Origin of the sequence: Mesorhizobium sp. B2-5-4 (assembly GCF_006441095.1) — a bacterium.
GTDB lineage: Bacteria > Pseudomonadota > Alphaproteobacteria > Rhizobiales > Rhizobiaceae > Mesorhizobium > Mesorhizobium salmacidum.
The window spans coordinates 103,365-116,391 of the sequence record NZ_VFUR01000015.1; the positions used below are offsets into that span (position 1 = coordinate 103,365).

The window sequence follows — 13,027 nt, forward strand, 5'->3', positions numbered from 1 at the left end:
CGTCAGAGCTTCCTCAAGCCGGATCTTCGGCGCCGTGCCTTGCGAGATAACGCTGATCGATATCCGGCAGCGGCTCACCCAGCAGCGTCGCCTCGAAGGCGCGCAGGCGTTTGTGCACGGACTGAAGTTCGACGATGGTCGACCAGGAGGTGAGCAGGAATTGCAGCGAACCCGTCACCTTGCCGAAGGCGTTGGAGATCTGGTTCAGCGCACCGAATGTTATCTTGTGCGCGACCAGCGACGGACCCAGGATCAACAGCGAGAAAATATTGTCGGCCTGCAGGTAGGTGTACCGGACGACGTTGAAATAGATGTAGTGGAAATAGAGCCTGAAATAATTGTGCCGGACATTGGCGAACAGCTCGGTGGTGGTGGCGGGTTGCGCCCTGTCCGCATGATCCTCGCCATAGACCAGTTCCTTGCGGTAAGCGGCTTCGACGCGTTGGTTGCGGAACTGCAGCCCCGGAAGCTTCATGCCGGCAATCATCACCGAAATCGTGCCGAACAGGCACCAGGCAAGTGCCGCGACCACCAATGGCTGCGGGATCGCGCCGACGATCGGCAGTTCGCTGATATGGGCCTGCAACTGGATCATGACCGGCAGGAAGGCGATCAGGGTCATGATCGACTGAACGAAGCTGGAACCGAGATCCTCCATGATCTGGGAGAACCGCATCGTATCTTCCTGGATACGCTGCGAGGCGCCCTCGATATGGCGCAGCCTGCTCCAGTTCTCGATAAAGTAATTGTTCATGGCCGTGCGCCAGCGGAAGATCCAGTGGCTGACAATGAAGGCGTTGACCACCTGCACGTTCATGCCGACCAGCGCCAACCATGAGAAGTCGGCCAATCCGATATAGAACTCCGCGTTCGTCGACTTTCCGGTCCCCGACATCAACCCCTGTACATAGTCAAAGAACGGACCGTACCAGGCGTTGACGGCCACGCTGACCTGCACATTGAAATAGATGAAGAACAGGATGACCGCCGTCATCAGGATCGACCAGCGCTGCCATGGATGCGGCGAATACCAACTCCAGAACGCATAGAAGATGGCCACGCACAGCGCGAAATAGATATAAAACCAGATGAACGGTTTCGACGCCAGCACGGCGATACCGATGATGGGCGCCGCATCGGCGGCTGCCGGCGGAAGGCCCACAAGGCCTCCCAACTGCTCCCCGCCGAAAAACCAGAACAGGATCGCCGCAAGGCTCCAGATGGCGGCCGAAGAGAAGAAGAGCTTCGGCTGCGGGAAGAAGGATACGAACACTGTGGCGAATTCCTCGATCTATGCGCAAATCAGGTGGGTTCGGCGGGCATAAAGTCACACATTAGGGGGAAAGAAAATGCCTGCCCGATCTCAGGCGCGGAGCAAGACGGCAAATCATGGCGATTTTGGCGCAGCCGACCATGTGACGGCGCCGGAGACGACCAGGACGGCCGCGGCGACGATGGAGGCGAGGAAGAAATCGCCCGACGCCTGCGCCAGAAGCCCGGCCGCGATCGGGCCGATGATCTGGCCAAGACCGAAGGAGGCGGTCATCAGGGCAAAGACGCGCCGGGGCGACCCTGGCGCCTGCTGCCGCGCCGCCTGCAGGCCAAATGCCGTGATGGCAATGAAGGTGCCGCCAAGCAGCACGCCCCCAAGCAGCGGCCCCGTGCGCCCGCCGGCGGCGACGCTCGCGGTAACGCCGACAACTTCGACGAAGCATCCCAAGGCATAGGCGGCATAGAGCCCGATCCGCGCCGCTACCTTCTGCCACAGCCAGACCGAAGGGAAACCGGCAAGGCCGGCAACCATCCACACCACGGCCTCGAAGACGCGGCTGCCGCCGCCTTGCCGGACAATGGCGACGAGGAAGGTCGCCGTCACCACATAGCCGAAACCGAACAGGCCATAGGCGACGATCACCTTCATCAGCGACCGGTCTTTCGGCAGCGCCGGTTCAGGGAGGGCTTCGCCATTGGTGAGCGGGCCCTGGTTCGCCAGCAGCCCCACGGCGACGAAGCCGCAAGCCGAAATCGCACCTGACCACAGCCAGCCCTGCGCCCACCCGGCGTGACCCGTGACCAGTACGGCCATCATCGCCGCCGATATCGCGATGCCGAGGCCAACGCCGCCGAAATGCCAGGCCTGCAAGTCGCCGCGCCCGGCCGCGGCGATATGGCTGAAAACGATGCTGGCCATGAACACCATGACGAAGGCGCTCGCCAGACCGGCCAGAAAACGGATGGCGAGAAAGGCGGCCATGGCGTCGGTCAACCCCATCAGGGCGGCCAGCATGGCGCTGGCACCGAGGGCGACGAGCATCAGCAAACGCTCGCGTCCATGCGCCCAGTTGCCCGCCGCCGCCAACGCGCCGACGAGGTAGCCGAGATAGTTGGCCGAGGCGATCCAGCCGGCATCGGCCGGCGATAGATGCAGTTCCTCCATCATGCCGGGCAGGATCGGCGTGTAGACGAAGCGGCCGATGCCCATGGCGACGGCCATGGCGATCATGCCGGCGAAGGCGTAACGCAGCGCTGTCGATTGGGGCGAAGTCATTGCAGTGCACAATAAATGTGCGGGCGGGTGAAACAATCCGCCTTATGTTGGGCCAGTTCAGTACCCTGATCGCACGCTCAGCAGCGCCCGCTGAAACCGGCGCTCAGTGAAACGGTCTCATGCACGGTCCGGCGCGCCGTCAGCCGGAACGGCACATCACCGAGCTCGCGCTCCGACATAGCGTCAAGCGCCGGATGCGCAAGCGGATCGGTCAGCCACCTCAGCGTATCGATATCGCAGCGCGTGTCATCCGACGAACTGGCGGCGAACAGGACCTTCAGCGACGACAATATCCTCAGCATTTCCGGCTCCCGGGAGGTTCTCCCATCAATAAAGACAGCCGTTTCGGTGAGTCTTTCAATTGAGATTTCGGCCGGATCGGTTTAGAAAATCTCAAATGGCCATGCTCAACCGCGTTCATCTCAACGGCCTTCGCGCCGTGGAAACCGTCGCCCGTCTCGGCTCGCTCGCGAGCGCCGCCGGCGAACTCAATGTTTCCGTCAGCGCCGTCAGCCAGCAGATCAGCCGCACCGAAAAACAGCTCGGCCAGGCACTGTTCGAGCGCACGACGAGCGGTCTCGTGCTGACCGAATTCGGCACCGTCTTCGCGGCCCGCCTTGGCGCTGGATTTCGCGAGCTTGCCCAGGCCGTGGCACTGGCCGACGAAGCCAGCCAGTGCACATTGGTTGTTTCGGCGGCACCGGCCTTTGCCTCCAAATGGCTGCTGCCACGGCTGTCTCGGCACTTCGACCGGCATCCCAACGTGCTGCTGCGTATCGATGCCTCGGTGCGGCTGGCCAATCTCGATCACTCGGACGTCGACATTGCTATCCGGCTTGGCGACGGCAAATGGCCGGGCGGAAAGGCGGAGCTGCTTTTGGCGCAGGAAGTCTTCCCGGTCTGCGCGCCCGGGATTGCCAGAAAACTGACGTCGATCGGCGACCTCGCCCAGACCTGCGCCATCACCGACGAGCGGGCGATGATCAACTGGGAAAGCTGGTTCGCGGCAGCCGGCGTTCAACCCGTCACCTTCCAGAAAGGCGCGCGCTTCACCGACCCGATGCTGTGCCTGGAATCAGCAATCGCCGGCCATGGCGTGATGCTGGGCTGGCAATTGCTGACGGCCGATGCGCTGGCCGACGGGCGGCTGGTGGCACCGTTCGGAATCCGCGCCCAGAGCGGACTCGGCTACTGGCTGGTGACCTCCACCACCAAAGCCGAGAGCCGCAAGGTCCGGGACTTCAAAATCTGGATCAAGGAAGAGATCGCGGCGACGATGGCGCAGTTCGGATCGTCGGTCGCGGAGCCAAGCGGCGCGATCGCGGTGGAAAGCACCGCGGCACCGGTCTATGTTCAATCAGACATCCCACTACGACAGGCAGGATCATGACCACACATTCGCGCGGCGTTTCCGCAACGATCGACCCGGTGAAGCTCGACAGGCTGGCGGAGGTCGCAATCAAGGTCGGGCTGCAATTGCAGCCCGGACAGGATCTGGTGCTGACATCGTCGATCGCGGCGCTGCCGCTGTCCAGGCGCATCGTCGAGCATGCCTACAAGGCCGGCGCGGGGCTGGTGACGCCGATCTTCAACGATGACGAGATGACGCTGGCGCGCTACCGTTTTGGCGCCGACGCCGGCTTCGACCGCGCCGCCGGCTGGCTCTATGAAGGCATGGCGAAGGCCTTTTCCAACAACGCCGCCAGGCTTGCCGTGCGCGGCGAGGATCCGTCGCTGCTGTCGGCGCAGGACCCGGCGAAGGTGGCGCGCGCCAACAAGGCCAATTCGATGGCCTACCAGCCGGCGCTGGAGAAGATCACCGGCTTCGACATTAACTGGAACATCGTCGCCTATCCGGATCTGGCCTGGGCAAAACAGGTGTTTCCGGGCGAGCCCGACGATGTCGCCGTGGCGAAGCTCGCGGAGGCCATCTTTTCCGCTTCGCGCGTCGACGTCGAGGATCCGATCGGCAACTGGAAGGCGCACAATGCAGCGTTAGCCGAGCGCACCAAATGGCTGAACGAACATAACTTCCATTCGCTGCATTTTGCCGGACCGGGCACCGACCTGACGGTCGGGCTGGCGGATGGCCATGAGTGGATGGGTGGCGCCTCGACCGCCAAGAACGGCATCACCTGCAATCCCAATATCCCGACGGAGGAGGTCTTCACCACGCCGCATGCGAGGCGGGTCGAGGGCCATGTCTCTTCGACCAAGCCGCTGTCCTACCAGGGCACGCTGATAGACGACATCTCGGTGCGCTTCGAGGAAGGCAGGATCGTCGACGCCAAGGCTTCGAAAGGCGAGGACGTCCTGAAGAAAGTGCTCGACACCGACGAAGGCGCGCGCCGCCTCGGCGAGGTGGCGCTGGTGCCGCATTCCTCGCCGATCTCGGCCAGCGGCCTGTTGTTCTTCAACACACTGTTCGATGAAAACGCCGCCTGCCATATCGCGCTCGGCCAGTGCTATTCGAAGTGCTTCGTCGACGGCGCGTCGCTCAGCCAGGATGAAATCACGGCGCGCGGCGGCAACAAGAGCTTCATCCACATCGACTGGATGATCGGGTCGGACAAGATCGACATTGACGGCGTCGCCGGGGATGGCAGCCGCGTGCCGGTGATGCGCAAGGGCGAGTGGGCCCAGGGGCTCTAGCCAGCGGAGGTGTGATGGCCTTCGATATCGCGGTCAAGCGCGTCTATGAAGCACCCGGGAAGGACGATGGCCAGCGGGTGCTGGTGGATCGGATATGGCCGCGCGGCGTCGCCAAGAAGGATGCGGCGCTGGCGCTGTGGCTCAAGGAGATCGCGCCGAGTGACGAACTGCGCAAATGGTTCGGGCATGAGCCGGCGCGCTGGGCGGAGTTTCAGAAACGGTATCGTGGCGAGCTGGATGGGAATGAAAAGGCGGTGGCGCAACTGCGCGCCCTGCTCGGCGACGGCAAGGTGACGCTGCTCTATGGCGCCCATGACGAAGCGCATAACAACGCCGTGGCGCTGGCGGGGTATTTGCGAGCCCACGCATAACATCGAGGCGCCGGCGGGACAGAAGGGGGCGCGAAGGATCGCGGCGGGGGTGAGAGTCGGTTCTACTTCCCGCCCACCGCCCCCTCATAAACATCCGGCTTGAACCCGACGAGGATACTGTCGCCGACTTCCAGCACTGGCCGCTTGATCATTGTCGGTCTGGCCAGCATCAGCGCTTTCGCCTTCTTCTCGTCGAGGCCTTGCCTGTCCGCTTCCGGCAGTTCGCGAAACGTCGTGCTGCCCTTGTTGAGCAGCTTTTCCCAGCCGACCTTGCCGACCCAGCCATTCAGCCTGTCTGCCTCGATCCCTTCCGCGCGATAATCGTGGAACCGATAGGCAACGTCATGGCTCTCCAGCCAGACGCGCGCCTTCCTGATCGTGTCGCAGGTGGTGATGCCGTACATGGTGATCGTCAAAGCGTGGTCCTCTGGCTGACAGTCGAATCCGCCCACAGCCTAAAACTGCCCTTCCCGCTTTGCCAGCAAATCGTAGGCGCGAAGTGGGCCGGAACCGATCGTTCCGGCCCGGTAGCTCAATAGTAGAATCGCTCTTCGGTGATCTTGCCGTTCTTGACCGTGTAAAGGCCGACCTCATCCATGGTGACACGCTGGCCCGTGGCCTTGGGCGTTATGTCAAACGTGAAGCGCACCGCGAACTGGTCACCATTGACATAGGGACCCTCGACCGAGCCGCCATGGACTTCGTTGTTCTCTTGCCACCACCGGCTCTTCTCCTTGAGAGCCGCTTTGCCGTGGCTGACGGCCATCGGCCCCTCCATGGCTTCGTAGCTGGCGATATTGTCGGCATTGTACTTCTCGGCAGCGCCTTCATTGTCACCCTGCTTGAGAAGCTCGGTGAAATCCTTGGCAATTTCCGCTGTCGTCATTTGTGTTCCTCCTGTTCAGACCCATTGCAAATAGGGAACCGCCTGCTGGCCGACCATTGCCGGACCGTTCGATAGCTGACATGGCGCTGTCAGGATGGGTGAGGCGGGCACGAGGACCAACCTCTAGATCGCGGGCCGGGCATCGTCCTGGCCGTTCAGTTCCCAACGCCCGTGCACTCTGTAGGCACGCTTCCGAATAAGACTGTGGACCAGCACAAAATCCCGTACAGTCCAGCCGACCGGATCGATTGATCGTTCGCGTATCCTGGGAACACGCACTTCGTCGCGAAGCAATGTGACGTGCGGTTCGATGGATTTCGTAATGAAAGGCTTCAGCGGACTGTCGGAAATCACCGCGGTGAGATCACGCCAGAACGTCTGCAGCGCCGGATTGCCGTCGCTGCTACGCAGAACCAGAGCACCACCACCAAAAGCCGCCAACCGATTGAAGGAAACCTCGAAAGGTTTTGCAACGATCATCGAGCCTATATGCCGGGCGATTTCAACCAGCTCTTCTGGAAATTCATGATGGTCGCCGAGACCGACGAGCGAGATATGGATGTGCTTTTCCGGAACGAACCGACCCTGTAGTTCGAACTCTCCACTCAAGGCGACAGCCTTTCGCGCGACCATGGCCGCGGTCGCACTCTCAGCAAGGATAGCGAAGAATATTCGATTATGAAAATGTCGCTCGGCCTGCTCCCATCGGAAAAAGGTCTGGCCGTTCCTTGCTGTCCCGAATGCAGGCTGCCCACTCACAACTGATCTCGTCCGGCACTTGTATCCGATCGCCCAATCTAGAACAAAACAGGAACAAATTCAAGTACTGAATGACACAGGCGTCGAAGCGCCGTCGCCGCAGTCGCAAATCGGTCTCTCACAGACAACACGGCAAGTGGACGACCCAAAGGGGGATAGACCTTTGGCAGGAATCCGGTGAAAGTGCCGCGCCAATCCGGCAAACCGCAGCGATGACCGAGGACCGTCCGCATGACCAACCCGACACATCTGCCCGCAGAAGGCCTGTTTGTCGGGCGCGCCAGGAGCGGCGATGTCTCGCATCCCATGGTGGTTGTCGTGCGCGACGGCACGGTTTTGGACATCACGTCGAGCGCGGCGCCCACGGTGCGCGACGTTTGCGAATTGGCCGATCCGGCCGGCCATGTGCGTTCGGCCAAGGGCAGGCCGGTCGGCCTGCTCGACGACATCGCGGCCAACAGTTTCGAAGCCATGCGCGATCCGGCAAAACCCTTTCTGCTGTCTCCGGTCGACCTGCAGGCGATCAAGGCATCCGGTGTCACTTTCGTCGTCAGCCTGCTCGAACGAGTGATCGAGGAACAGGCGCGCGGCTCGGCGGAAAAGGCCGACGCTATCCGCGCCGACATTGCCGGCCTGATCGGCCACGACCTGTCGAAGCTCAAGCCCGGTTCGCCCGAGGCGATGGAGATCAAGGCCAAGCTGATTTCGCGCGGCGCCTGGTCGCAATATCTGGAAGTGGGCATTGGGCCCGATGCCGAGATCTTCACCAAATGCCAGCCCATGGCCTCGGTCGGCTTCGGCGCCGATGTCGGCCTCCACCCGGTGTCGACCTGGAACAATCCGGAGCCGGAGATCGCCATGATCGCCGCCTCAAGCGGCAGGATCGTCGGCGCTACCATCGGCAACGACGTCAATCTGCGCGACGTCGAAGGACGCTCGGCGCTGCTGCTCGGCAAGGCCAAGGACAACAACGCCTCGGCCTCGCTTGGCCCTTTCATCCGGTTGTTCGACGACACGTTCTCCATCGCCGATGTGAAGCAGGCCGTCGTGCGCCTGAAGGTCGAAGGCGACGATGGATTCTCGCTGGAGGGCGCAAGCTCGATGGCCGAGATCAGCCGTTCGCCGGAGGAGCTGGTTGCGGCGGCCATGGGGCCACACCACCAGTATCCGGACGGGCTGGCGCTCTATCTCGGCACGATGTTCGTGCCGTCGAAGGATCGCGGCGAAAAGGGCAAGGGGTTCACGCACAAGGTCGGCGACATCGTCACCATCTCGTCGGAAAAATTCGGCGCGCTGGTCAACCGCGTGCGGCTGTCGGCCGATTGCCCGCACTGGACCTACGGCGCCAGCCATTTGATGCGCGATCTCGCCAAGGCCCGCCTGCTCTAACCGGCTCTTCGGGGGCTTTCGCCCCAGGTGACCGCCCGAACTGGCCAGGACAATCCGTCAGGCTGAGCCTCGGCGACAATCATTCGGCTGCCTGGAAAAAATCATCCCAACTGATGCGATCTGATGGGGTCGTTGATGGCGCCCCGTCAGGCGCCGACTACATCTGCAGATGGAGGCTTGCCATCCGTCGAAAAAGGGAATGCTCTTAGGCATCCGAGCGGCGCTGGCAAAAGACGCAATCCGGCTGAAACCGGAACAAGGGACGGATCATCTTCAACCGGGAGGAAATCAAATGCTGACGAGATTAAGACTTGTGCTCTACGGCCTGCTGATCGCGCTGACGGTCATTCCGGCAGCCGCGCAGGCCAAGACGTTCTACTGGATTTCACATGGCGGACCGGCCGACCCGGTCTGGACCTACTTCCTCGCCGGCGCCAAGCAATGGGCCAAGGACACCGGCAACACCGTCAACACCTCGTTCCACAATGGAGACGTCGCCTCGCAGCAGGAAGCGGTGCGAGCCGCCCTCTCGGCCAAGGCCGACGGCATCGTCACCACCAGCCCCGACCCGGGCAGCCTTGTCGAGATCGTCAAGGAAGCGCGCGCGGCCAACGTCCCGATCATCAACTTCAACACGCCCGATCCCAAGGCCAATTTCAACGCCTATGTCGGCGGCGACAACGTCACCTTCGGCAAGCATTGGGCGCAGTACCTGGTCGACAAGGGCCTGGTGAAGAAGGGCGACTTCGTCTGGATGCCGGTCGAGATCCCCGGCGCCACCTACGGCGTGCAGGAAGAGGAAGGCATCAAGAGCGTCTTCGGACCGCTCGGCATTACCTATGAAGTGACCGAAGCGACGCTCGACCAGGCCGAGGTGATCAACCGCATGGTCGACTATCTCACCGCCCATAAGGGCAAGGTCAAAGCCATCATCGGCCTGGGCGACCTCGTCACCGGTTCAATCAAGCGCGTGTTCGATCAGGTCGGCGTCAAGCCGGGCGAAATCCCGGTCGTCGGCTGGGGCAACTCGCTCGACACCACCCAGGAAGTGCTGAACGGCTATGTCAATGCCGGCCAGTGGCAGGATCCGCAGGCGACCAGCTATGTGGCGCTGTCGCTCGCCAACATGGCGGCCAGCGGCATTCCTCCGGGCTTCAACGTCATCACCGGCGCGCTCTACGAGAAGGACACCGCGGCGGTCTACGACAAGATCCTGTCCGGCAAATAATCCGCGATCGCTGGCGCCGCGCATCTCGTGCGGCGCCAGATACCTTCATGGCCGCGGCATGTCCAACCGATGCGGTGGTGGTCGCGGCCCGTTCCAACCATGTCGCGGGTTCCCAGTGGAAAATCATTCGCTCCCTCAACGCCTGATCGCGCGGCCGGAATTCGGCCCCTTCGTTCTGCTCATCGTCGAGATCGCCGTTTTCTGGGGTTTCAACCACGACTTCCTGTCACCGCAGAACATCTCCAACACGCTGGCCTTCACCGTCGAACTCGGCCTGATCGCGCTGGCGATGACGCTGCTGATGACGTCGGGCGAATTCGACCTTTCCGTCGGGTCGCTGTTCGGCTTCTCGCCGGTGCTGATGTGGACGCTGTTCAATGCCGGCGTCACGTCGCTGGAAATGGGCTTCATCGTGGCGCTGGTGGTTGCCGCCTTGATCGGCCTGGTCAATGGCTGGTTCGTCACGCAGCTCAAGATCCCGTCCTTCCTGGTGACGCTCGGCATGCTCCTGGTGGTGCGCGGCAGCGCGCTTTTCATCACCGACGGGTTTCCGCAGCGCACCTGGAGCGCCGAGGGCAGCTGGCTGGCGGAGGCGCTGGTCGGCGACTTCTTCATCGGGCCGTTCCGCATCTACATGTCGCTGTTCTGGTTCATCGCCGCGGCGATCGCGCTCGGCTATGTCTTGACGCAAAGCCGGACCGGCAACTGGATCCAGGCGGCGGGCGGCAATCCCAACGCGGCGCGCGCACGCGGCGTCAATGTCAATGGCGTCAAGGTCGGTCTGTTCGTCCTGTCGTCGCTCATGGCGTCCCTTGCCGGCGTCATCTCCTCGCTGCGCACATCCGCCGCCAACCCCAACAGCGGCACCGGCTATGAGCTCGAGGTGATCGCCATGGTGGTGATCGGCGGCACGGCGCTGACCGGTGGGCGCGGCACCATCATCGGCACCGTGCTCGGCATCCTGATCCTGCGCGTGATGCGCAACGGCATCGTGCTGATCGGCGTGCCCGGCCTTGCCTACAACATCTTCATCGGCGCGATCATCCTTGGCATGATGGCGTTGCATTCATGGCTGGAACGCCGGCACCAGGCGGGGACTTGAACCATGGCCGAGCCACTGATCCGCATGCAGAACATCCGCAAGTCCTATGGCCGCGTGCAAGCGCTGGTGGACGCCAATTTCCATGTCAACGAGCGTGAGATCGTCGGCCTGCTGGGCGACAATGGCGCCGGCAAATCGACGCTGATCAAGGTTCTCTCCGGCGCGGTGCCGCTGACCAGCGGCGACATCTTCATCCGCGGCAAGAAGGTCACCTTGCGCAGCACCAGCGACGCCATCGCCCAGGGCATCGAGACCATCTACCAGGACTCCGCCCTGGTCACGCAATTGTCGATCGCGCGCAACCTGTTCCTCGGTCGTGAACCGATCAAGCCGCCGCGCTTCCTCAACCGCATGGACCAGGACGCCATGAACACGGTCGCCCGCGACCTGCTCAAACAGGTCGGCATCTCCAAGAACATCCCGCCGACGACGCCGATCGGCTCGCTCTCCGGCGGCGAGCGCCAGGCGGTCGCGATCGCGCGCGCCATGCATTTCGACAGCGACCTCATCATCCTCGACGAGCCGACCAACAATCTCGGCGTCGCCGAGACGCAAGGCGTGCTGAGCTTCGTGCGCAACGCGCGCGATTCCGGCCACTCCTGCATCTTCATCGCGCACAACATCCACCATGTCTTCCAGGTGGTCGACCGCATCGTCGTCATGCGCAGGGGCAAGGTGGTCGCCAACGACATCGATCCGAAGACGACAACCGTGACGGAGGTCGAGCGCATCATCACCGGCATGTCGGACAAAGACATCCGCGACGCCCTCGCCGACGGCAAGCCGGGGCACTGAGGGGGCATCGACGCACAGGGTCGCGGCATGAAGGCCACCGTCTCCGACATCGCCAGGAACTGCGGGCTGTCGACCGCAACGGTCGACAGGGTGCTCAACAATCGGCCCGGAGCGAGTGCCGCCAACCGGCAACGCGTCATGGAGGCCGCCAAGCAGCTCGGCTATTTGCCGGCCGCCGGCCAGGTGACGCTTCCCTCGAAACCCGCAAACCTCGAATTCTTCCTGCCGATCGGCAGCAATGCCTTCATGCAGGACCTGGCAAAGCATATCGAGGACTACGCATCGCGCCTGCCGCTTGTGGCGTCCTGCCGGATCCACAATCTTGCCGGCATCTCGCCCAATGCCCTGCAGGCAGCGGTCGAAAAGCTGTCGCTGCGCGCCAACGGCGTCGGTGTCATCGCGGTCGATCACCCCAGGACACGCAACATCCTGCGCGACATGGTCGAGGCCGGCATCCGCCTGGTGACGCTGGTGTCCGATATTCCGGCCGCACCCCGCTCGGCCTATGTCGGGATCGACAACCGCGTGGCGGGACGAACGGCAGCACTTTTGATGGGACGCTTGCTGGGCGGCCGCGAGGGGCAGCTGGCGATGGTCGTCGGCTCGCGCTCCTATCGCGGCCATGAAGAGCGCGAGATGGGCTTCCGCTCCGTGCTTGGCGAGGAGTTTCCCAATCTCACCGTCAGCAGCGCCGTCGAGATCAACGACGAGCCCGATGCCAGCTATGCGGAAACCATGAAGGCGTTGCGCAACGAGCCGGAACTGCTCGGCATCTATTGCGTCGGCGCCGGGCGCTCCGGCATTGCCAAGGCGATCCGCGAGGCCAGGCCCAACCGCAAGCCGGTGTTCATCTGCCACGACCTGACAAGGGAGACACGCGGCTATCTCGTCGACGACCTCGCCGACGTCGTCATCGACCAGAACGCCAGGCTGATCGCGGAGCAGTCGGTGATCCAGCTGCTCGGCTCGATCGCATCGTCGGCGCCCTATCTCACGCGCAAATTCATCGAGCCGCGACTGATCTTCAGGGAAAACGTGCCGGTGCAGTGAGGTCGCATTTCTCGAATTCACGCGGCGCCACGGCGAATCTGCACAGCAGCTATGCACAATTCATTGTTGCCGAATCATTGGGCAACTCGTAGTTTCTGGTTGTCGGCCATCTACTCCTCCCAGATGCGATGCCGACGCTGAATGCGGTGCACCTCCTCCCGCACCACATTCGAAATCGAGCCCGCTGCCACCTCCTCCCGGCAGCGGGCTTTTTTCGTTCTGATCCGCAGCAATTACGACGCCGCCG

At 62.7% G+C, this 13,027-nt stretch carries 14 protein-coding genes; 8 read left to right on the top strand and 6 right to left on the bottom strand.

The features are described 5' to 3' along the window. Window positions 1–13: 13 nt before the first annotated feature. From sbmA to FJ492_RS19620, 3 genes are all read right to left on the bottom strand, one after another. Entirely contained in the window at window positions 14–1,273 is a 1,260-nt protein-coding gene (sbmA, locus tag FJ492_RS19610) for a peptide antibiotic transporter SbmA (protein WP_140507891.1), read from the bottom strand. Window positions 1,274–1,387: 114 nt separating this feature from the next. Further along, on the bottom strand, window positions 1,388–2,548 hold the full coding sequence (locus FJ492_RS19615) for a YbfB/YjiJ family MFS transporter (RefSeq protein WP_140771662.1): 1,161 nt from the start codon (window positions 2,546–2,548) through the stop codon (window positions 1,388–1,390). A 77-nt stretch (window positions 2,549–2,625) separates the two neighbouring features. Beyond that, the gene (locus FJ492_RS19620; RefSeq protein WP_140745759.1) at window positions 2,626–2,850 is read right to left on the bottom strand and encodes a propionyl-CoA synthetase; all 225 of its coding nucleotides are present in this window, start codon (window positions 2,848–2,850) and stop codon (window positions 2,626–2,628) included. Between the two features lie 95 nt (window positions 2,851–2,945). On the opposite strand from FJ492_RS19620, the gene FJ492_RS19625 reads away from it, so the two are divergent. Genes FJ492_RS19625 through FJ492_RS19635 form a run of 3 tightly spaced genes read left to right on the top strand, consistent with a single transcriptional unit; the run spans window position 2,946 to window position 5,571 of the window. After that, on the top strand, window positions 2,946–3,938 hold the full coding sequence (locus FJ492_RS19625; RefSeq protein WP_140771664.1) for a LysR substrate-binding domain-containing protein: 993 nt from the start codon (window positions 2,946–2,948) through the stop codon (window positions 3,936–3,938). Further along, entirely contained in the window at window positions 3,935–5,200 is a 1,266-nt protein-coding gene (locus FJ492_RS19630; protein WP_140771666.1) for an aminopeptidase, read from the top strand. The genes FJ492_RS19625 and FJ492_RS19630 overlap by 4 nt, the downstream gene beginning before the upstream one ends. A 14-nt stretch (window positions 5,201–5,214) precedes the next feature. Then, window positions 5,215–5,571, top strand: a complete 357-nt coding sequence (locus FJ492_RS19635; protein ID WP_140771668.1) for a DUF488 domain-containing protein — start codon at window positions 5,215–5,217, stop codon at window positions 5,569–5,571. 62 nt (window positions 5,572–5,633) lie between these two features. On the opposite strand, the gene FJ492_RS19640 is transcribed toward FJ492_RS19635, so the two are convergent. The 3 genes from FJ492_RS19640 to FJ492_RS19650 all read right to left on the bottom strand — a co-directional run bounded on the left by FJ492_RS19640 (window position 5,634) and on the right by FJ492_RS19650 (window position 7,216). Continuing rightward, window positions 5,634–5,987, bottom strand: a complete 354-nt coding sequence (locus FJ492_RS19640; protein WP_140771670.1) for an ArsC family reductase — start codon at window positions 5,985–5,987, stop codon at window positions 5,634–5,636. Window positions 5,988–6,103: 116 nt separating this feature from the next. Continuing rightward, window positions 6,104–6,457 (bottom strand): nuclear transport factor 2 family protein, encoded by a 354-nt coding sequence (locus FJ492_RS19645; protein ID WP_140771672.1) that lies wholly within the window; start codon window positions 6,455–6,457, stop codon window positions 6,104–6,106. Window positions 6,458–6,580: 123 nt separating this feature from the next. Then, window positions 6,581–7,216 (bottom strand): 2'-5' RNA ligase family protein, encoded by a 636-nt coding sequence (locus FJ492_RS19650; protein WP_140771674.1) that lies wholly within the window; start codon window positions 7,214–7,216, stop codon window positions 6,581–6,583. A gap of 231 nt (window positions 7,217–7,447) precedes the next feature. Between FJ492_RS19650 and FJ492_RS19655 the strand changes: the two genes are divergently transcribed. The 5 genes from FJ492_RS19655 (at window position 7,448) to FJ492_RS19675 (ending at window position 12,780) form a co-directional block, all read left to right on the top strand. After that, entirely contained in the window at window positions 7,448–8,605 is a 1,158-nt protein-coding gene (locus FJ492_RS19655) for a fumarylacetoacetate hydrolase family protein (RefSeq protein WP_140771676.1), read from the top strand. A gap of 292 nt (window positions 8,606–8,897) precedes the next feature. Then, window positions 8,898–9,833, top strand: coding sequence for a substrate-binding domain-containing protein (locus tag FJ492_RS19660; RefSeq protein ID WP_023794606.1), 936 nt, complete (start codon window positions 8,898–8,900; stop codon window positions 9,831–9,833). Between the two features lie 115 nt (window positions 9,834–9,948). Continuing rightward, window positions 9,949–10,935 (top strand): ABC transporter permease, encoded by a 987-nt coding sequence (locus FJ492_RS19665; protein ID WP_140507909.1) that lies wholly within the window; start codon window positions 9,949–9,951, stop codon window positions 10,933–10,935. A 3-nt stretch (window positions 10,936–10,938) separates the two neighbouring features. Then, window positions 10,939–11,730 carry an ATP-binding cassette domain-containing protein gene (locus FJ492_RS19670; RefSeq protein WP_140771678.1) on the top strand — a complete coding sequence of 264 codons (792 nt, stop codon included), beginning with the start codon at window positions 10,939–10,941 and terminating at the stop codon, window positions 11,728–11,730. A gap of 27 nt (window positions 11,731–11,757) precedes the next feature. Next, window positions 11,758–12,780, top strand: a complete 1,023-nt coding sequence (locus FJ492_RS19675) for a LacI family DNA-binding transcriptional regulator (RefSeq protein ID WP_140771680.1) — start codon at window positions 11,758–11,760, stop codon at window positions 12,778–12,780. Window positions 12,781–13,027: the final 247 nt, after the last annotated feature.